The sequence below is a fragment of the Deinococcus pimensis DSM 21231 genome, assembly GCF_000519345.1.
GTDB lineage: Bacteria > Deinococcota > Deinococci > Deinococcales > Deinococcaceae > Deinococcus_A > Deinococcus_A pimensis.
The window spans coordinates 1,057-20,845 of sequence record NZ_KI912653.1; the positions used below are offsets into that span (position 1 = coordinate 1,057).

Consider the following 19,789-nt stretch of genomic DNA (forward strand, 5'->3'; position numbering starts at 1 on the left):
TACCTGCCCGCGCTGGAGTTCGGGGAGCGTCCGTACGCGCGCTTCCTGAACGAGACGCGGTACCTGCGCGAGCTCGCGCCGCACGCGGGCGTGCCGTACGCGGCCCTGCTGCACGACGCGCACGACGACGTGACGCGCAAGGCGCACCTCGTGCTGGAGGACCTCTCGGGCAGCACGGTCGGCTGGGACGATCTGGGCGAGCCCGAGCGGGCGGCGCGCGCGCCGGACGTCGCGCGGCTCGTCGCGCGCTTCCACGGGGCGTGGCTCACGCGCGCGGACCTCGCGCGGAGCGTGTACGGCGACTGGGACGCCTCGCGCGAGGCGGCCCGGGCCCGGCGGTCGCTCGCCAGGGCCCTCCCGGCGGGCGCGGACCTGCCGTCCGGTCCGCTGGAGACGGCGCGGCGGCTGGGACAGGACGGCGAGATCGAGGCCGTGCTGGCGGAGGCGCGGCTCGTGGGTCTCGCGCACGGGGACCTGCACTTCCAGCAGGTGCTGTGGGCGCGGGAGGGCGAGGAGGTGTTCCTGCTGGACTACCAGCACGTGCGGCCCGCGCCGCTGGGGCTGGATCTCGCGCATCTGCTCGCGGTGCGGCTGGGCTGGCTGGAGCGGCGCGCGCTGGCCGCGCCGATGCTCGCCGCGTACCGTGAGGACCTGCGCGCGGCGGGCGTTCCCGTGACGAACGCGGACCTCGCGCGGGAGTGGCGGGTGGGCCTCGCGCTGAACTTCGCGGGCCTGTGGGGTCTGTACGCCCGTGATCCTTCGGACCTCTTCCGAGACCTGCTGCTGCGCTCGTGGTACGCGCTGGAGGAGTCCGCCGACGTCACCGTCCCCTAACGCCCGTTCGCCACGCGCCGCGCGGGACGTTAGACTGTCGCCATCATGGCCGACACGAACGTGCAATTGCAGGAACTCATCGCGGAGATGGAGGCCCGCCGCGCCAAGGTCAGCCTCGGCGGCGGCGCGGACCGCCAGAAGAAGCAGCGTGACAGCGGACGCATGACCGCCCGCGAGCGGATCGACGCGCTCCTCGACCCCGGCTCCTTCCTGGAGTTCTCCACCTTCGCGGAGCACGGCGCCAACCGCCTCATGCAGGGCGTCGAGGCGCCCGGCGAGGGCGTCGTCACGGGGCGCGGCACCGTCGGCGGGCGGCAGGTGTTCGTGTTCAGCCAGGACTTCACGGTGCTCGGCGGCAGCCTCGGCAAGATGAACGCGCAGAAGGTCGTGAAGATCATGGACCTCGCCGCGAAGACCGGCTGCCCCGTCATCGGCCTGAACGACAGCGCGGGCGCCCGCATCCAGGAGGGCGTGGACAGCCTCTCCGGGTACGGTGAGATCTTCTACCGCAACGCGATCTACAGCGGCTCCGTCCCGCAGATCAGCGCGATCCTGGGGCCCTGCGCGGGCGGCGCGGTGTACTCGCCCGCCCTGACGGACTTCGTCGTGATGAGCCGCGGCACGAGCTACATGTTCATCACGGGCCCCGAGGTCATCAAGAGCGTCACGCGCGAGGAGGTCACCTTCGACGAGCTCGGCGGCGCGGACGTGCACAACAAGAAGAGCGGCGTCGCGCACCTCGAGGGCGAGGGGGACGCGGAGGTCATCGCGCTCGTGCGCGAGCTGCTGTCGTACCTGCCGCAGAACGCGCGAGAGAAGCCGCCCGTGACGCCCACCACGGACCCCGCGGACCGCGCCACGCCGGAACTGCTCGACATCGTCACGACGGACCAGCGCCGTCCGTACGCCATGCACGACGTCATCTCGTCGCTCGTGGACGACGGGCACTTCTTCGAGATCCAGCCGCTGTGGGCGCGCAACATCGTCGTGGGTTTCGCGCGGATGGACGGGAAGGTCGTCGGGATCGTCGCGAACAACCCGAAGGTCATGGCGGGGACGCTGAACATCGACGCGTCGGACAAGGCGGCGCGCTTCATCCGCACCTGCGACTGCTACAACATCCCGATCCTGACGCTCGTGGACGTCACGGGCTTCCTGCCGGGCGTCGCGCAGGAGCACGCGGGCATCATCCGGCACGGCGCGAAGATGCTGTACGCGTACGCGGAGGCGACCGTCCCGAAGATCACGCTCATCACCCGAAAGAGCTACGGCGGCGCGTACCTCGCGATGAACTCGCGCGACATGGGCGCGGACGTCGTGTACGCGTGGCCGACGGCGGCGGTCGCGGTGATGGGCGCGGAGGGCGCGGCGAACATCGTGTACCGCCGCGAGATCCAGTCGAGCCCCACGCCCGACGCGACGCGCGCGGAGAAGATCGCGCAGTACCGCGAGACCTTCGACAATCCCTGGGTGGCGGCGGCGAAGGGCTACATCGACGACGTCATCCCGATGGAGGACACGCGGCGCGTGCTGATCCAGACCTTCGCGATGCTCGAGGAGAAGCAGGAGTCGCGGCCCTTCAAGAAGCACGGCAACATCCCGCTCTGAGACTTCGGGTGCCGGCCGGAGGGACGTCCCTCCGGCCGGCTTCCGTCACTCGACGGGCTGCGCGACGTCGCAGAAGGGGTCGTCGTCGGCGGTCTCGGCGGCGGTGGTGAAGTACACCTCGCGCGAGGAGTCGTTGCAGGTGAGGCCGCGCTCGTCGACGTAGCGGCCGACGGCCTCGTACGCGCCGAGGATGCCTGGGAACTCCGTCTGCGCCTTCGTGATGGTGGTGTAGACCTCGCGGTGGGCGGGCAGGGTCTTCACGACGACGTTCCCGCCGGGTCGGGGCGCCTCTTCCCCGTGGGGTTCGAAGCCCACGCAGATCTCGACGGGGCCGTCGTTGTCCTCGTCGACGCGGCCATGGTAGATCGCGAGGCTGGTGCGTGAGGCGCGCAGGCCCGCGCGGGCGATCATGGCGTACAGGTCGCCGGTCGTGCGGACGATGAAGTCCTCGAGCTCGTGGACGCGCAGGGAGCGGGTGAGGCTGAGGACGTGCTGCTCGGGCACTTCTCGGACGTCGATGCCGTACATGTGTTCTCCCTTCCCGGAGAGGAACGTCTCCAGGTACTGAACGAGGCGTCGCCGTACCATGGCGCCCCGCTCCACCTCCCGCCAGTACGCGCCGACGGCGGCGGCGGCGGCCTCGCCGCGCAGGTCGAGCACCTCCGCGATGCGCGTGAGCGGCATGTCGAGACGGCGCAGCAGCGCGATGAGCCGGGCGCGCGGCAGCTGCTCGCGCGCGTAGTGGCGGTAGCCGCTGTCCGGGTCGGTGCGGGCGGGCGTGAGGAGGCCGAGCGCGTCGTAGAGCCTCAGCGCCTTCTGCGTGAGCTTCGCCTCGCGCGCGAAGACGCCGATGCTCAGGAGGTCGTGGTCGCGGCGGGTCTCGTTCATGCGGTCAGTGTGGGGCCTGCCCGAAGGGAAGAGTCAAGCAGCGGTCAGCGGTCAGTCTTCAGCCACTGATCGCTGCTGGCTGAGGGCTGACCGCTGACAACTAATTCGCCAGGTACCGCACGAAGGCCTGCATGTCGGTGACGCACTGGTCGTACTCGTTTTCCTTCGCGCTGCCGGTGAAGGTGCGGAGCTTCCCGGCGCTGGAGACGTAGAGCTGCACGACCTTGTAGCGTTCGCCGTTCTCGCTGTAGAGGTAGCTGGCGAGGACGCCCCACTGGCCGGGCCGTTCGACGGCCTGCGTGACGACGCTGCCGAGCTTCTGCGCGGCGAGGGTCTGCTGGAGGCGCACGGCGAACTTCGCGGCGGCGTCCTGGGTGGTGAGGGCGCCGAAGGTCTGGGGGTGCAGTTCCTCGCGCATGGCGCAGGCGCCGCTTCCGCCCGTCCAGAGGCCGCCCGGCTGGGCTTCCCAGTTCTCGTACGGGATGGTGGCGGCGTGCGCGGCGCCGGTCAGTCCGAGGACGGTGAGCAGGAGGAGGGCTCGCATCACGATGAACGTACCACAGCGGCTCAAGGTTCTCTCAAGAGATTCATGAGAAAACGGAGCGGGCGCACAGTCGCGCCCGCTCCGTCCCGGTCGTGACGCTAGCCCTGCCGCTCCACCTCGCCGACGAGCCGCTCGTGCTCCTCGGCGGGCACCTCGCGCGGGCCGCCCTTGCGGGTCGCCCAGAGGGACGCGAGGACGCTGACGGTCAGGACGCTCACGATGACGGACAGGGAGACGGTGGTGGGGATCTTGTACACGTCGATCAGGAGGAGCTTCACGCCGATGAAGGTCAGGATGACGGAGAGGCCCGTCTTGAGGTAGATGAAGCGGTCGACGACGTGCGCGAGCAGGAAGTACAGGCTGCGCAGGCCGAGGATCGCCATGACGTTGGACGTGAACACGATGAACGGGTCGGTGGTGATCGCGAAGATCGCGGGGATGCTGTCCACCGCGAAGATCAGGTCGGTGAACTCGATGAAGATCAGCACGAGGAACAGGGGCGTGGCCATCCGGACACCGTTCCGGACGGTGAAGAACTTCTGCCCGTCGTACTCGGGCGAGACGCGCAGGAGCCGGCGGGCGAAGCGGATGACGGGGTTCGCCTCGAGGTCGACGGCCTCGTCGTCACCCCGCTGCGTGAACATCTTGATCCCGGTGAAGACGAGGAACGCGCCGAACACGTACAGGATCCAGTGGAAGCGTTCGATGAGCTCCACGCCGAGCAGGATCATCGCGCCGCGCATGAGGAGCGCGCCGATGATGCCCCAGAAGAGGACGCGGTGGCGGTAGATGGCGGGCACGCCGAAGTACGCGAAGACCATCACGAACACGAAGATGTTGTCGACGGCGAGACTGTACTCGACGACGTAGCCGGTGAGCCACTCGATGCCCTTCTGCGGTCCCTGCCAGAAGTACACGAGCGCGGCGAACGCGAGGCCGAGCGAGACCCAGACGGTCGTCCAGATGCCCGCCTCCCGGACGCTGACGACGTGCGCCTTGCGGTTGAAGACGCCGAGGTCGAGGGCGAGCATGCCAAGGACGAAGCCGATGAACGCAAACCAGACCCAGATGGGCAGTTCCATGGAACCTCCATACATGGGTCTCGCCGTTTGTCACGCGTGCCGGGCCGCCGATGGCGCCGTACTGACGACACACGCACCCGCATCCACGGGTGGCTACTCCCCCAGTTGTGAACTCACTGTACCTGACGAGCGCGCGGGGTGCGCAGTCCCGCACACATTCGTCACGCTTCCCGAAGTAGCGTGGAATGAGCGGGCCACGCTCCCGCAGGAGGAACGCATGACCACGCAGCCCACGCCGTCCGCCCCCACCGCCGCCGCGCCGGGGTCCGCGCGGCCCCGCGCGACGCCCGCGCAGAACCTCGTCACCATCCTCGTGAGCTGGTGGCTGATGATCGGCATCTTCATCGACGGGTGGGCGCACAACACCCTCGGGGAGAGCCTGGAGACGTTCTTCACGCCCTGGCACGCGGTGTTCTACTCCGGGTACCTCGTGACGGCCCTGTGGGTGGGCTTCCTGGTGTGGCGCGGCCTGCGTGAGGGACGCCGGGGCCTCGCGGCCGTCCCGGTCGGGTACGGCATGGCCCTGCTGGGCGTGCCGGTGTTCGCGCTGGGCGGTCTGGGCGACCTGACGTGGCACACGATCTTCGGGATCGAGGTGGGCATCGAAGCGCTGCTGAGCCCCACGCACCTGCTGCTGTTCCTCGGGGCGGAGCTGCTGGCGCTCGCGCCGCTCGTGGCGTCGTGGCGCGCGCCGACCCCCCGGCGGTCCGCGCCGGGCGTGGTGTGGCCCGCCGTGCTGTCCATGACGGCGGGCCTGTCGTTCGCGTCGTTCATGCACATGTACCTGTGGGGCCTGTACCGCCTCCCGACGGGGCTGGGCTTCGACAGCACGGCGGGGGAGCTCGCGGGGATCCTCGTGACGTCGGTGATCCTGACGGCGCCGGTGCTGCTGCTGGTGCGCCGCTGGCAGCTGCCGTTCGGGGCGGTCACGTGGATGTACGGCGTGAACGGCGCGCTGATGGTGGTGCTCGCGCCGTGGCTGGGGGACGCCCGGTGGCGGGTGCTGCTCGTCGGGCTGGTGGCGGGTCTGCTGACGGACACGCTGATCGCGCTGCTGCGCCCGTCGCCCGGGCGGGTGCTGTACCTGCGGTCGTTCTCGCTGGCGCTGCCCCTGACGGTGTGGCTGCCCTTCCTGGGCGGCGCGACCGTCCTGGGCCTGATGCGCGCGAGCCCGGAGTTGTGGCTGGGCGTGACGGTGATGGCGTCCCTCGGGGGGCTGGCGCTGAGCGCGCTGGTGGTCCCGCCGGACCTGCCGCGCGAGGCGCGCGAGTGAAGCGAGGAAGGGCGCCCGTTCGCGGGCGCCCTCCTCCGTTCGGGCCTCCGCGTTCAGGTGGCGGCGCCGCGCCCCGTGAAGAAGGAGACGATGAGGAACAGGTCGAAGGCGGCGAGCCCCAGCGCGAGCCACTTGACGACGCCCGCCGAGCGGCCCGTGCGGCGCTCCTGCTGCGTGACGAACACGAACAGCGCGACCATGACGACGAAGCTGAGCAGGTCGTTCCAGGGCCTCGGGAGCAGGATCACCGCGAGGACGAGCACGACGGCCAGCGCGATGAAGACGGCCATGGGAGGTTGACGCATGCCTCTAAGATACAGAGACGCGAGGACGCCCATGGCATGAGCACCGGACCGCTCCGGTGCGTACGCCGCCAAAGCATACAGAGACGCGAGACGACGCACACCCGGACGGGCGGGCCGCCCCGCGCCTCTTCCGGGCGCGGGGCGGCTCGTGGTCGTCCTCAGGGGAGGCTGCGCTGGTACGTGACGGTGTCGACGAACTTGCTGCTGCCGCCCTTGGCCTTGTAGTCGGCGGGCCAGGCCTGCGGTTCGATCTTGACGCCCGCGTCGGCGGCGGCGCGCATGACGCCGGAGTAGGCGGTCTGGGCCTTCTGCGCGGCCGCGGCGTAGTTCATGGTGCCGTAGGTGCGGACGGCGTCGGCGGCGTTGGCGTCGGCGGCGGCGAGGGTGACGGCGACGCGTCCGGCCTTGCCGCTGGCGTAGAGCGTGGCGAGCACGGCGTTGGCCTCGTTGAGGTAGACGCTGGTGAGGTAGCGGTTCATGTTGTCGCGGTCGAACTGGCTGAAGTCCCAGTTGAGGTCGATGTAGCTCATCATGGAGTTCGACTCGTCGCCGACGTTCGCGTAGGTGTACGCGCCGTACGCGCCGAAGTCGTTGTCCGTCTCGGAGTCGTAGCCGTCGTGCGGGTGGCTCATGCCGAGGTGGTGCCCCACCTCGTGGATGAGGGTGGTGGTGAGGCCGTAGCTGGCGCGGGTGGCCCTGTTGTCCGCGCCGAACACGAAGCTCTGGGTGCCGTCGGCGTAGTTGTCGTCGGCGAGTCCGAGGAAGGGAATGTCGAGGTCGCCGGTGTGGTAGGCGAAGATGGGCACCTCGTAGTCGGCGTCGCCTTCGAGGAAGCGCATGAGCTGCGTCTGGTGCACCTTGAAGAGGTCGCCGTAGCCGGTCTTGCTGATGCTGCCGCCGTAGCAGGAATGCCCGGAGAGGTAGCAGAGGTACACGTCGGCGGCGCGGCCCTCGAAGGGCAGGGAGGTTACCTCTGCGCTGAAGTTCGTGTTGGGCTGGAGCTCCCCGAGTTCCTGCAGCAGCAGCTTCTGCTTGATGAGGGTGGTGGCGTCGAAGCCGGCCTCGCCCTGGTAGACGTTGATGTCGAGCTGGACGTTCCTGGGCAGCGCGGGCGCGCTGATGGCGGGCTTGTACAGGGGACTGGTCGTGAAGAGCAGGTCGAGGGCGACGTAGCGGGTGACGCGGCCGAGGTCCCGGCTGAGGTTGTCGAACGGGCGATAGGTGGCGCCCGTGTTGCCGTACTCCCAGACGGGCGGCATGCGCTCGTCAGGTTCGCCGTCGCCGTCCACGTCCTGCTTGGTGAGGTCGTAGTTGAGGGTCCAGGCTTCCGGGCCCGCGCTGAGGTCGTAGAACCAGACGCGCGCGTTCGGCTTCTGCCCCTGGCCGCTCTCCTCGTCGTCGGCGGCGGTGCCGCCCCAGGCGATGAGCTTGCGCGAGTCGCGCAGGCCGAAGTTGGTGCCGGTGTCCGGATCGGGCTCGTCGAGCTTGCTGTAGACGTGGTCCCTGAAGTCCTGGCGGCCGTACCAGTTGACGAGGTAGACGGTGTACTGCGTGGTGTCCACCCCGGCGGGCGCGTGGTTGGCGAGCCACTTCTCGGTGCTGGGCGCGTCGATCAGGGCGTTGGAGGTGATGGTGCGCGTGCGCACGGTCTGCGCGTTGTACGCCTTCTGCTGCGCGGTGAGGGGCGCGTCCTTCGCGGCGCTCTTCAGGTAGCCGAAGAAGGCGTCCTCGTAGTTCTGGTCGGCGTAGACGACGTTGTAGTCGTACGTGAAGTTCACGCCGAGTTCGGCGGGCAGCCCGTAGAACTTCGGGGAGCGGTTGACGGTGCGGTAGGTACCGGGGAGCTCGGCGCGGAGCTTCTTCGCGTCGACGTTCCTGGGGCCCGCGCCCTGCTCGTAGCCGACGAGGACGATGTTGACCTTGAGCTTCTGGTTGAGCTCCTGGAACTTGCCGGGCGCGAGGGTGCTGAGGGTGGGGCCGCTCCGGACGGCCTGAGCACTGAGGGCGCCTGCCGTGATGGCCGCTCCGGGCGTGTCGGGCGTCTGCCCGCAGGCGGCGAGGGTGAGCGCGAGGGTGAGGCCCGCGAGGGGCGCGGCAGGCTTGAGTCGGGTCACGTCGGTTCCTCCTGGACGCGCCAGAAGCGGGCGCGTCCGTGCTCGCCGCCTCGGTGGGTCCGGGCGAGCGGCTGGGTTGAGTGTGTCCATCAAGTTGTACACTGCCGGACGTTCGTTGGGTAGTCCCCGGTGGGACGATGTGCGCCGGATGAACGGGAACGACCCCGACGCTTGCGCGTCGAGGTCGTTCCGAATCCCGTGCGGGGTTTAGAAGTCCATGTCTCCCATGCCGCCGCCGGGGCCACCGGCGGGGGCGGGGGCGGCCTTCTCGGGCTTGTCGCTGACGATGGCCTCGGTGGTGAGGATCAGCGCGCCGATGCTGGCGGCGTTCTGGAGGGCGGTGCGGGTGACCTTGGCCGGGTCGACGATGCCGGCGGTGACCATGTCGTCGACGAACTCGCCGGTGGCGGCGTTGAAGCCGTAGCGGGGCGAGGTGCTGTTCACGACGGCGTTCACGACGACGCTGCCCTCGAAGCCGGCGTTCGCGGCGATCTGACGGGCGGGCTCCTCGAGCGCGCGGATCAGGATGCGCGCGCCGGTGGCCTCGTCACCTTCGAGGGTGGTCGCGAGGTCGCGGAGGGTGGGGATGAGGCGCAGCAGCGTGGTGCCGCCGCCCGCGACGATGCCTTCCTCGACCGCCGAGCGGGCGGTGCTGAGGGCGTCCTCGTAGCGGTGCTTCTTCTCCTTGAGTTCCGTCTCGGTGGCCGCGCCGACGCGGATCACGGCGACGCCGCCGGACAGCTTGGCGAGGCGCTCCTGGAGCTTCTCGCGGGCGTAGTCGCTGTCGGTGCTGTCGAGTTCGGCCTTGATGGCGCCGACGCGCGCGTCGATCTCGGCCTGGCTGCCCGCGCCGTCGATGATGGTGGTCTCGTCCTTGGTGATGCGGATGCGCTTGGCGCGGCCCAGCATGTCCAGGGTGGTGTTCTCGAGCTTGTAGCCGAGGTCGTCGGTGATGACCTGACCGCCGGTGACGGCGGCGATGTCACGCAGCATCTCCTTGCGGCGGTCGCCGAAGCCGGGGGCCTTCACGGCGGCGATGTTGAGGGTGCCGCGCAGCTTGTTCACGACGAGCGTGGCGAGCGCCTCGCCCTCGACGTCCTCGGCGATGATGAGCAGCGGACGGCCGGTCTGCGCGACCTTCTCGAGGACGGGCAGGAGGTCCTTGAGGTTGCCGATCTTCTTCTCGCTGATGAGGATGAAGGGCTCCTCGAGCTGGGCTTCCATCTTGTCCGTGTTCGTGACGAAGTACGGGTTGATGTAGCCCTTGTCGAACTGCATGCCCTCGACGACGTCCACTTCCGTCTCGAAGCCGCGGTTCTCCTCGATGGTGATGACGCCTTCCTTGCCGACCTTGTCCATCGCGTTGGCGATTTCCTGGCCGACGGCGTCGTCGTTGGCGCTGATGCCCGCGACCTTGCGGATGGCGTCGGAGTCCTCGACGGGGACGGAGAGGGCGCGGATCTGCTCGACGGCGGCGGCGACGGCCTTGTCGATGCCGCGCTTGAGCGCGAGGGGGTTGGCGCCGGCGGCGACGTTGCGCAGGCCTTCCTTCACGATGGCCTGGCCGAGCACGGTGGCGGTGGTGGTGCCGTCACCGGTGATGTCGTTGGTCTTGCTGGCGATCTCCTTGAGGAGCTGCGCGCCGATGTTCTCGAGCTTGTCCTCGAGTTCCACTTCCTTGGCGACGGTGACGCCGTCCTTGGTGATGGTGGGGCTGCCGAACTTCTTCTCGATGACGACGTTGCGGCCGCGGGGCCCGAGGGTCACCTTGACGGCGTTCGCGACGGCGTTGACACCGCGTTCCATCGCGCGGCGGGCGTTCTCTTCGAATACGAGCTGTTTCGCCATGATGGTTCTCCTTGGCTGCGCTGAGGGTTACTTCGCGACGGGGGCGTTCTCGACGACCGCGAGGATGTCGCGTTCGGCGAGGATGCTGTAGTTCTTGCCTTCGAGGGAGACTTCGTTGCCGCCGTACTTCGCGAAGTAGACGGTGTCGCCGACGTTCACCTCGACGGCGACGCGCTGGCCGTTGTCGAGCACGCGGCCGGAGCCGACCGCGACGACGCGGCCGCGCTGGGACTTCTCCTTGGCGGTGTCGGGGACGTAGAGTCCTCCGGCGGTCTTCTGCTCGGTTTCCTCGATGATCTCCACCAGCACACGATCGCCTAACGGTTTCAGCATGGGGTTCCTCCAACAGTCTTGAGTCTGTCGAACGCTGGGCGTTCCGACCTCAAGCGCAATGTTAGCTAGAGACTCAGCCTTATGTCAACGGGGTGAACACAAGATGTGAGTCCCCCGGACTCAAGCCGACCACGGGTCACCCGGCGTGCCCGACGACCGCGAAGAGCGGGTCCGAGCGGCCCGGCGCGGGACTGCGGTCGAGCCCCTCCACGGCGACGAAGCCCGCCTCCTTCAGCCATCCGGAGACGAGCGAGACGTGCCCGGCGTCGTCGAGCCGGTGCCAGGGGAGCACCGCCTTCGTGGGAAAGCAGCGGTTGGAGAAGGTCACGACGAGCGGGCCGCCGGGCGTCAGCACCCGTGCCACCTCGCGCAGGACCGACACGGGCCGCGTGAGGTAGTCGATGGAGACGCAGATCGTGCAGGCGTCGAACTCCGCGTCCGCGAAGGGCAGCCGCGGGTCGGCGTTGAGGTCGTGGACGACGTACGCGTTCAGGCGCTCGTTTCGCGCGAGCTCGGCCTCGTTCATGCCGAGCCCGACCACGCGGGCGTACTCCACCTCGGGCGGGAGGTGGCTCACCCAGGAGCTCATCAGGTCGAGGACGCGCCCGCCGGGCGGCAGCACCTCGCGGTAGAGCCCGGTGACGGCGCGGATCGCGGCGTCGTCGATGTGGGTGACGAAGCGCGGCTGTCGGTAGAAGAGCGCGTCGGACGACTCGTCCACGCGGGGCAGGGGACGTTCGCCGGGGTCGGGCATGAGGTCATGGTGCGCCGCTCTCGTGAGCGTCTTCTGCCCCATCGGCTGCAAAGTCACGCATATCGGCTTGACATATATATGTTTGATGTTATGCTCATGATGTAGGAGGAAAACCATGAACACGCTCGCCCTGCTGCAGCGCGCCGACTTCGAGGCCGCGCTGGAGGCCCTCGACGTGGAACTCGCGCTCTCCGTCGCCCTCATCGACCTCGACCACTTCGGCGCCATCAACAGCCAGCTCGGCCACGACGCCGGGGACCGCGTGCTGCGCTTCGTCGAGCGCGTCCTCACCGGCTCCCTCCCGCAGGGCAGCCTCGTCGGACGGTTCGGCGGCGACGAGTACGCCGTCGCCCTCCCCGACACGCCCACCGAGACCGCGCTGATCCTGCTCAACGAGGTCCTCGGGCACTTCCGCGAGAGCGCCCCCGGCCTCGACATCCCCCGCCACCTCTGGCCGAACCTCTCCATCGGCCTCGCCCAGCGGCCCTCGCACGCGAGCAGCGTCCCGGACCTGCTGCGCGCCGCCGACGAGGCCCTTCTACGCGCCAAACGCGAGGGCCGCGGACGCATCGCCATCTACGTCGAGAGCAGGATGGTCCTCAAGAGCAACTACTACCCCAGGTCCTCCCTGGAGCGCCTCGCGAAGCTCAGCGCCGCCCTCGGCCGCACCGAGGCCTCCCTGCTGCGCGAGGCGCTCGACGGCGTCGTCGAGAAGTACCGGGATGCCCTGTAGCGGGCCTCACCCTCCCCCCTCTTGACGTGAAGCGCACTGCACGTTGCATGGTGGAGGGAAAGGAGGCCCCAGCATGCCCCGAACGCCCGCCTCGTGGAGGGCGGCGTGAGCACCGTCGTGCGCACGCCCGCCGAGTTCCGAATCCTCGCCGCCGACTACGCCCGCCGTCTCGACACCGACCCCGCCTTCCGCGAGGCGATGGAGCTCGTGTGCGGCTCGCCGGGCGCGGCGCGCGCCTTCACCAACCCGCGCGGCGTTACCCTGTCGGGCTTCGCCGTCCTCGCGGGCGTGCCGCCCACCACGGTCCGCCACTACCTGCGCGTCGGCCTCATCACCCCCTACGAGGTGAACGGCAAGTACCGCTTCATGGCGCAGCACCTCGCGCAGGCCGCGTCCGTGCGGCAGTGGCGCGAGCTCGGCCTCAGCCTGGAGGACATCCTGTCGCTGCATCAGGCCGAGCGCCTCGGCGGGCAGACCGTCGTCACGGCGGGCGAACTCACCGTCGTGCTGCGTCCCGCCCGCGCGGGCGACCACGCGGGCGCGCACGGCCTCGACGACGAGGTGCGCGGCCAGCTCAGGCGGGCCCTCGTGGAGGTCCGCGCGGCCCGCGAGCGGCTCGAAGCCCGCGCGGCGGACCTGCAGGCACGCCTCGCGCGGGCCCGTCAGCTGGAGGCCGCGCTGGAGCACGTCTCGCTCGATCTGCCGGGCCGGCCCGGGGAACCCGGCGAACGCGGCGGGCACCTCGGACGGGTGCTGGCGGCGCCCGTTCCCGACCTATGAGCGGAGAGACGCGTCACCACCCCAGGCAAAAGCGAGGGACCGCTCCCGAGCGTACGACGATGGGTCCGTCCACCGCCAAAACGCTGACGCCACGGCCCGCCCGCGCGCGGTAAGCTGACCGCGCACCACCATCATCCGTCCGGACGCCCGTCCGGAACCCAGGAGGACGCATGCTGGACCGTAACCTCGTCGCGGAGGTCCTCGACGTCGCCCGCTCGGGCGGCGCCACCTTCGCCGAACTCTTCATGGAGGACACCGTCACCACGAACCTCCACCTGCTCGGCGGGAACGTCAAGGACGCCGGGAGCGGCAACCTGTACGGCGCGGGCCTGCGCCTGCTGTACGGCACGAAGGTCGTGTACGCCTACACGAACGACTGCACGCCCGACGGTCTGATGGAGGTCGCGCGGACCCTCGCGCGCGCGCAGGGCTCCACGGGCGAGGTGGACGCGCGCGGCGCGGGCGGCCTCGACTTCCGTCGGCTCGACGCGAAGCCCCTCTGGACGATCCGCGATCACCCGACGGGCGTCTCGAAGCGCGAGAAGCTGGAGATCGCGCGCCGCGCGCACGGCGCCGCGCAGGGAGAGCACGTGCGCACGACGGACGTGATGTACCTCGACGTGGCGCAGCGCATCCTCGTCGCGAACACCGAGGGCGACTGGAGCGAGGACGAGCGCGTCCGCTCGCGCCTGTACGTCACGGTCGTCGCGGACGACGGCACGCGGCGCTCCACCGGGATGTCCGGGCCGGGCGCGGCGATGGGCCGCGAGTTCTTCGACGGCGACCTGCCCGAACGCACGGGCGCGGAGGCGAAGCGGATCGCCCTCGCGATGCTGCCCGCCGGGTACGCCCCTGCCGGGAAGATGCCCGTCGTGATCGGCAACGCCTTCGGCGGCGTGATCTTCCACGAGGCCTGCGGTCACATCCTGGAGACGACCGCCGTCGCGAAGAAGGCGAGCGTCTTCGCGGACAAGCTCGGGGAGCGCATCGCGAACGAGTGCGTCAGCGCCGTCGACGACGGCACCATCCCCGGCGCGTGGGGCTCGATCAACGTGGACGACGAGGCCACCCCCAGCGAGCGCACCGTCCTGATCGAGAAGGGCGTGCTGAAGTCCTTCATGGTGGACCGCCTCGGGGAGCTCCAGACCGGGTACCGCCGCACGGGCAGCGGTCGGCGGCAGGACTACACCTTCGCGCCGACCTCGCGGATGCGCAACACCTTCATCCTGGAGGGCGAGCGGACTCCCGAGGAGCTCATCGCGGACGTGAAGTTCGGCCTGTACGCCCGCACGATGGGCGGCGGGAGCGTCACGCCCGGCACGGGCGACTACAACTTCACCGTGAACGAGGGCTACCTGATCCGCGACGGCGAGATCTGCGAGCCCGTGCGCGGCGCGGCGCTCGTCGGGAACGGCGCGCAGGACCTCATGAACATCGTCGGCGTGGCGAACGACCTCGACCGCGGGCAGGGCATGTGCGGCTCGCAGTCGGGCTCCATCCCGACCGACGTCGGCCAGCCGCACATCCTGATCTCCGAGATCACCGTGGGAGGACGCGCGTGACGACCGACGACGCGAGACAGCTGAGCTTCGAGGAGGCCCGCCGCTACCTGCTGGACCGCGCCCGGGAGCGCGGCGTGAGCCTGGAGGTGTTCGCGTCGCGCGGCACCGAGACGACCGTGCGCGCCTTCGGGGGGGACGTGGCGGAGTTCAAGCTCTCCAGCCGTCAGGGCGTGGGCCTGCGCGCCCTCGTGGGGGGCGCGTGGGGGTACGCGTACAGCGAGAACCTCTCACGGGGGGCGCTCGACCGGGCGCTCGCGAGCGCCGTGGAGAACGCGGAGCTCGTCGCGCCCGAGGGGCACGCGCGGCTCGGCGCGTGGGCGGAGCCGCCCGAGATGGACCTGCACGGCGAGGGCCTCTCCGGCGTGACGGTGGAGCGCAAGGTGCAGGCCGCGCTGAAGCTCGAGGAGGCGGCCCGCACGGGCGACGCGCGCGTCGTGAGCGTCCCGTACAGCGCCTACAGCGACGGGGAGTCCGAGACGGCCGTCGCGAACACCGAGGGGCTCGACCGCGCCTTCCGTGAGCTGCACGCGTACCAGTACGTCGCGCCGCTCGTGTCGGAGGGCGGGCAGAACAAGATGAAGATGGAGTTCGAGTTCACCCGCGAGTTCGAGGAGCTCGACCCGACCCGCACGGCGCTGGAGGCGACGCGCGCCGCGACGGCCCTGCTGGGCGCGCGGCCCGCCCCGAGCGGCGCGTTCCCCGCCGTGATCGACCGGCGCTGCATGGCGGACTTCCTCGCGGTGTTCTCGGGGATGTTCAGCGCGAAGATGGCGCAGGAGGGCAAGAGCCCGCTGGCGGGCCGCGAGGGCGAGGCGGCCTTCCACGAGCTCGTCACGCTCGTGGACGACGCGACGCTCGCGCGAGGGCAGAACTCGCGGCCCTTCGACGTGGAGGGCTTCCCGAGCGCGCCCCTCACGCTGGTGGAGGGCGGCGTGCTGCGCGGCTTCCTGCACAACACGGAGACGGCGTCGCGCGCGGGCGTGGAGAGCACCGGACACGCGTCGCGCTACGGGTACCGGGGCACGGTGGGCGTGGCGCCCACGAACCTCTTCCTGAAGCCCGGCGCGGGAACGCGCGAGGCGCTGCTGCGGGACCTCGGGACGGGGCTGCTGCTCACGGACGTGCAGGGCGCGCACGCGGGCGCGAACCCCATCACGGGCGAGTTCAGCCTGCAGGCCGAGGGCTTCTGGGTGGAGAACGGCGAGGTGGCGTACCCGCTGGACGTGTTCACCGTGGCGGGCAACATCCTCGACGTGCTGCGCGACGTGCGCGCCGTGGGCGCGGACCTGGAGTTCACGCCGGGCGGGACGGGCGCGCCGAGCGTGCTGATCGGCAGCATCGACGTGGGCGGGCAGTAGCCGGAGGGTCTCGCGGGGAGGGCGTGACGCGACGTTCCGCCCTCCCCTTCCCGTGCCTTCACGGATGCCTTCCCGGCTCACCTTCCGGGACAGACGTAACGGAAACTTCCGAGTGGAAGCGTAGACTGGGGTCATGAAGTGGACCCGCGACCCCCGGCTCGCCGCCATCGCCGAGAAGGTCGAGGCCGGCGAGCGCCTCGACTTCGAGGAGGGGATGCACCTCTACCGCACGCGCGACCTCAACGGTCTGATGCGTCTGGCCAACCTCACCCGCGAACGCCTGCACGGCGACAAGACGTACTTCGTGCACTCCATGCGTCTGGAGTTCACCAACATCTGCTACGTGGGCTGCACCTTCTGCGCCTTCGCCGCCCGCAAGGGCGAGGAGCGCGCCTGGGACTACGACGTGGAAGACGTCGTCGCGCACGTCCGCTCCAAGTGGGAGCCCGGCATCACGGAGCTCCACATGTCCAGCGGCCACCACCCCAACCGCCCCTGGGCCTACTACCCGGCGATGGTGCGCGCCCTCGTGGAGCACTTCCCCGGCCTGCAGGTGAAGGCCTTCACCGCCGCCGAGATCGAGCACCTCTCGCGCATCGCGAAGAAGCCCACCCTGGAGGTGCTGCGTGAACTCAAGGAGGCCGGGCTGGCCGCGCTGCCGGGCGGCGGCGCGGAGATCTTCGCGGACCGCGTGCGCCGCGAGGTGGCGCGCAACAAGGTGAAGTCGGAGAAGTGGCTGCAGATCCACCGCGAGGCGCACTCGCTGGGTCTGCGCACGAACGCCACGATGCTGTACGGCCACATCGAGACGCTGGAGGAGCGCCTCGACCACATGCACCGCCTGCGTGACCTGCAGGACGAGACGGGCGGGTTCCACAGCTTCATCCCACTGGCCTTCCAGCCGCTCGGGAACACCCTCGCGCAGAACCTCGGCAAGACGGAGTTCACGACGGGCCTCGACGATCTGCGCAACCTCGCCGTGGCGCGCGTGTACCTCGACAACTTCCCGCACGTGAAGGGCTACTGGGTGATGATCGGCTCGGAACTGACGCAGGTCAGCCTCGACTGGGGCGTCAGCGACATCGACGGCACCATCCTGGAGGAGCACATCGCGCACGCGGCGGGCGCGACGAGCCCGCTGGGGCTCAGCAAGCAGAAGCTCGTGGAGATGATCCGCCGCGCGGGCCGCACGCCCGTGCTGCGCGACGCGTTCTACAACGAGCTCGAAGTCCTGGGCGAGGTGGCCGTGGATGCGGCCGACTGAGAGCATCTCGCGTTCCACGCGCCCCGCCTCGCACCCCTACCGGGTCGGGCTGATCCACTACACGAACGTCGCGCCCCTCACGGACCGTCTGGAGTTCCCCGAGGGCGCGCGCGCCGTGAGCGGCGTCCCGACGGCCATGAACGCGGCCCTGCTGTCCGGCGAGGTGGACCTCGCGAACATCAGCGTGTTCGAGTTCATCCGCCACGCGGACCGGCTCGCGGCCCTGCACGATTTCAGCGTGGCGGTGCTGGGCGCGGTGTACAGCGTGAACCTCTTCCACCGCCGTCCCTGGGAGGAGCTTCAGGGCGCGAGGATCGCCCTGACGAGCCAGAGCGCCACGTCCGTGGAACTGCTGCGCGTCCTGCTGGCGCAGAGCGGCATCGACGCGCGGCTGGAGCGCGCGGAGGGCACCGCCCTCGACCTGCTCGCGCGCGGCTACGACGGGGTGCTGCGCATCGGCGACTCGGCCCTGCAGGAGTGGTACGAGGTGGTCGGCCCGATCTCGGAGGACGTGTCCATGCTGGACCTGCCGCACACGGGACGCGGCGTGATCGTCACGGACCTCGCGCAGAAATGGTACGAGCTCACGGGGCATCCGTTCGTGTTCGCGGTGTGGGCGCACCGCAAGGACAACCCGCCGCCGAAGGACCTGCAGCTCGCGATGCGCGGCGCGCGCCGCTGGGGCGTCGGGCATCTCGGGGAGATCTCGGAGGCGCACGCGCTGAAGCTGGGCCTGCCGCAGCGGGTCGTGCAGCACTACCTGTGGAACTTCCGCTATCACCTGGAGGCGCCGGACCGCGCGGGCCTCAGGGTCTTCGCGGATCTCGCGTCGCCCGGTCACGCCGAGCTGACCTTCAGCTGAGCACCACACGAAAGCCGTCCCGCTTCCGGCGGGGCGGCTTTCGTGTGGTCGTGGCGTGACCGAATGGCGGACTCACCCGCCCACCCGGAGGGAGTATGCTGCACGCGGAGGCAAGCATGAGTGCAATGTCGGAGACAGAACAGATGCGGCACGACCTCGGCGCGGTCTGGCAGGCGAACGCGCGGGTGAACGAGATCCTGCTGGACCACCTCACGCCCGGGATGCTGACGGCGCGGACGCCCGGCGGGGGCTTCACGGTCGCGGAGCACCTCGCGCACATGGCGAACGTGACGCGCTACTGGGGCTCCCTGAGGGGCGAGGGCGCCATGACCGACCTGCCGTCCCTGCACGACGAGGCCACCGGCACGACCGAGACGGACCTCGCCCGCATCCGCGACGCGTACGCGCGGACGCGGGACGCCGCGTGGCAGGCCGCGTTCATGACGGACGGCGGGCCGAACGAGTGGGGCGAGGGGCCGCACGCCTCCCCGACGGCGTTCGTCGGGCACATGCTGATTCACGACGCGCACCACCGCGGGCAGGTCCTGCTGGCCCTCAAGACGAACGGCCACGCGCTTCCCGACGAGGAGCAGCTGTGGACGCCCCTGCGCGAGGCGCGGTGAGGAGGCGAGCGTGACGGAGCCGATGAGGGCGTTCCGCGAGCGGGTCCTCGCGCTCGTCGCGCGCATCCCCGAGGGGCGCGTCATGACGTACGGTCAGCTCGCGACGCTCGCGGGCGGGCCGGGCAACGCGCGGCAGGTGGGCTTCATCCTGAACGGCCTCGCCCAGACGGACCTGCCGTGGCAGCGCGTGATCAACGCGCAGGGCCGCATCAGCACCTACGGGGTGGGCTTCGGCGAGCTTCAGCGGGGCCTGCTGGAGCGCGAGGGCGTCCACTTCGACGACGCGGGCCGCGTGGACCTCGCGCGGGTGCAGTGGTGGCCCGAGGAGGACGGCGCGGGGCAGCAGGGCCACCTGGGCTTGTAGAGACGCGTCGGCGGCCCTGGCATGAGGACCGGGCCGCCCCCTCAATTCCTTCGCGTCACGAGGAAGCGGTCGCGTCCGGTGAGGTCGGGTTCCACCCGGACCTCCCAGTCCTCGCCGGAGAGTTCCCCGGCGAGGACGTGCACGTTGCGCGGGTCGAGTTCCAGCGCGAGCACACCGCCCGGCCCGAGCAGGTTCCGCGCGAGCGCCGCGAGGGGCCGGGCGACGCTCAGGCCGTCCGGGCCCGCGTACAGCGCGAGCGGAGGGTCGTGCCGGACTTCCGGGGAGGCGTGCAGGGCGTCCGCGAGCGGCAGGTACGGGGGGTTGGACACGACGAGGTCGAACGGCCCCGTGAGGCCCGCGCCGAGGTCGCCGTGCGCCAAGGTGACGTCGAGCCCGGCGCGGGCGGCGTTGCGGCGCGCGAGCGCGAGGGCGGGTTCGCTGACCTCCGTGGCGCTCAAACTGGCGTCGGGCCGGGCGCGCTTCACGCCGAGCGCGAGGACGCCCGTGCCCGTCCCGACGTCCAGCACGCGCGGCGACGCCCGTCCCCTCAGCGCGTTCAGGGCGAGGTGCAGCAGGACCTCCGTCTCGGGGCGCGGTACGAGCGCGTCACTCGAGACCTCCACGACGAGGTCGCCCCACTCGGTCTCCCCGAGGAGGTGC

The 19,789-nt window shown here is 70.3% G+C and carries 20 protein-coding genes; 11 read left to right on the forward strand and 9 right to left on the reverse strand.

The window, feature by feature from the left end:
- The coding region (locus tag DEIPI_RS31325) for a phosphotransferase family protein (RefSeq protein ID WP_052351746.1) at window positions 1-834 on the forward strand (834 nt) is incomplete at its 5' end.
- Window positions 835-879: 45 nt separating this feature from the next.
- Window positions 880-2,442 (forward strand): acyl-CoA carboxylase subunit beta, encoded by a 1,563-nt coding sequence (locus DEIPI_RS0114570; protein WP_027482244.1) that lies wholly within the window; start codon window positions 880-882, stop codon window positions 2,440-2,442.
- A gap of 45 nt (window positions 2,443-2,487) precedes the next feature.
- Here the strand turns inward: DEIPI_RS0114570 and DEIPI_RS0114575 are convergent, their stop codons facing one another.
- From DEIPI_RS0114575 to DEIPI_RS31330, 3 genes are all read right to left on the reverse strand, one after another.
- On the reverse strand, window positions 2,488-3,330 hold the full coding sequence (locus DEIPI_RS0114575; RefSeq protein ID WP_027482245.1) for a MerR family transcriptional regulator: 843 nt from the start codon (window positions 3,328-3,330) through the stop codon (window positions 2,488-2,490).
- Window positions 3,331-3,430: 100 nt separating this feature from the next.
- Complete coding sequence (locus DEIPI_RS0114580; protein ID WP_027482246.1) at window positions 3,431-3,874, reverse strand: hypothetical protein; 444 nt, start codon at window positions 3,872-3,874, stop codon at window positions 3,431-3,433.
- A 98-nt stretch (window positions 3,875-3,972) separates the two neighbouring features.
- Entirely contained in the window at window positions 3,973-4,956 is a 984-nt protein-coding gene (locus tag DEIPI_RS31330) for a TerC family protein (RefSeq protein WP_084474306.1), read from the reverse strand.
- A 217-nt stretch (window positions 4,957-5,173) separates the two neighbouring features.
- Here DEIPI_RS31330 and DEIPI_RS0114590 point away from each other — a divergent pair, with 217 nt between their 5' ends.
- A complete protein-coding gene (locus DEIPI_RS0114590; protein WP_027482247.1) occupies window positions 5,174-6,229 on the forward strand; it encodes a hypothetical protein in 1,056 nt (351 codons plus the stop codon).
- A gap of 53 nt (window positions 6,230-6,282) precedes the next feature.
- On the opposite strand, the gene DEIPI_RS0114595 is transcribed toward DEIPI_RS0114590, so the two are convergent.
- From DEIPI_RS0114595 to DEIPI_RS0114615, 5 genes are all read right to left on the reverse strand, one after another.
- Complete coding sequence (locus tag DEIPI_RS0114595) at window positions 6,283-6,534, reverse strand: hypothetical protein (protein ID WP_157463676.1); 252 nt, start codon at window positions 6,532-6,534, stop codon at window positions 6,283-6,285.
- A gap of 158 nt (window positions 6,535-6,692) precedes the next feature.
- Window positions 6,693-8,648, reverse strand: a complete 1,956-nt coding sequence (locus DEIPI_RS31335) for a zinc metalloprotease (RefSeq protein ID WP_052351747.1) — start codon at window positions 8,646-8,648, stop codon at window positions 6,693-6,695.
- Between the two features lie 207 nt (window positions 8,649-8,855).
- Window positions 8,856-10,496, reverse strand: a complete 1,641-nt coding sequence (gene groL / locus DEIPI_RS0114605; RefSeq protein WP_027482249.1) for a chaperonin GroEL — start codon at window positions 10,494-10,496, stop codon at window positions 8,856-8,858.
- Window positions 10,497-10,523: 27 nt separating this feature from the next.
- A complete protein-coding gene (gene groES / locus DEIPI_RS0114610) occupies window positions 10,524-10,829 on the reverse strand; it encodes a co-chaperone GroES (protein ID WP_027482250.1) in 306 nt (101 codons plus the stop codon).
- 136 nt (window positions 10,830-10,965) lie between these two features.
- Window positions 10,966-11,583, reverse strand: coding sequence for a class I SAM-dependent methyltransferase (locus DEIPI_RS0114615; RefSeq protein WP_027482251.1), 618 nt, complete (start codon window positions 11,581-11,583; stop codon window positions 10,966-10,968).
- Between the two features lie 115 nt (window positions 11,584-11,698).
- On the opposite strand from DEIPI_RS0114615, the gene DEIPI_RS0114620 reads away from it, so the two are divergent.
- The 8 genes from DEIPI_RS0114620 (at window position 11,699) to DEIPI_RS31345 (ending at window position 19,129) form a co-directional block, all read left to right on the forward strand.
- The gene (locus DEIPI_RS0114620) at window positions 11,699-12,316 is read left to right on the forward strand and encodes a GGDEF domain-containing protein (protein ID WP_027482252.1); all 618 of its coding nucleotides are present in this window, start codon (window positions 11,699-11,701) and stop codon (window positions 12,314-12,316) included.
- A gap of 105 nt (window positions 12,317-12,421) precedes the next feature.
- Entirely contained in the window at window positions 12,422-13,096 is a 675-nt protein-coding gene (locus tag DEIPI_RS35605) for a MerR family transcriptional regulator (RefSeq protein WP_157463677.1), read from the forward strand.
- Between the two features lie 170 nt (window positions 13,097-13,266).
- Complete coding sequence (locus DEIPI_RS0114630; RefSeq protein WP_027482253.1) at window positions 13,267-14,658, forward strand: TldD/PmbA family protein; 1,392 nt, start codon at window positions 13,267-13,269, stop codon at window positions 14,656-14,658.
- A complete protein-coding gene (locus DEIPI_RS0114635; protein WP_052351750.1) occupies window positions 14,655-16,016 on the forward strand; it encodes a TldD/PmbA family protein in 1,362 nt (453 codons plus the stop codon). Before DEIPI_RS0114630 ends, DEIPI_RS0114635 begins: the two co-directional genes overlap by 4 nt.
- 133 nt (window positions 16,017-16,149) lie before the next feature.
- On the forward strand, window positions 16,150-17,280 hold the full coding sequence (gene mqnE / locus DEIPI_RS0114640) for an aminofutalosine synthase MqnE (RefSeq protein ID WP_027482255.1): 1,131 nt from the start codon (window positions 16,150-16,152) through the stop codon (window positions 17,278-17,280).
- Entirely contained in the window at window positions 17,267-18,142 is an 876-nt protein-coding gene (locus tag DEIPI_RS0114645) for a menaquinone biosynthetic enzyme MqnA/MqnD family protein (RefSeq protein WP_045234388.1), read from the forward strand. The genes mqnE and DEIPI_RS0114645 overlap by 14 nt, the downstream gene beginning before the upstream one ends.
- A 125-nt stretch (window positions 18,143-18,267) precedes the next feature.
- The gene (locus DEIPI_RS0114650; RefSeq protein WP_045234389.1) at window positions 18,268-18,765 is read left to right on the forward strand and encodes a DinB family protein; all 498 of its coding nucleotides are present in this window, start codon (window positions 18,268-18,270) and stop codon (window positions 18,763-18,765) included.
- Between the two features lie 22 nt (window positions 18,766-18,787).
- On the forward strand, window positions 18,788-19,129 hold the full coding sequence (locus tag DEIPI_RS31345) for an MGMT family protein (protein WP_045234402.1): 342 nt from the start codon (window positions 18,788-18,790) through the stop codon (window positions 19,127-19,129).
- Between the two features lie 41 nt (window positions 19,130-19,170).
- Here the strand turns inward: DEIPI_RS31345 and DEIPI_RS31350 are convergent.
- Window positions 19,171-19,789 (reverse strand): N5-glutamine methyltransferase family protein (locus DEIPI_RS31350; protein ID WP_045234390.1); only part of this gene is annotated, 619 nt, incomplete at its 5' end.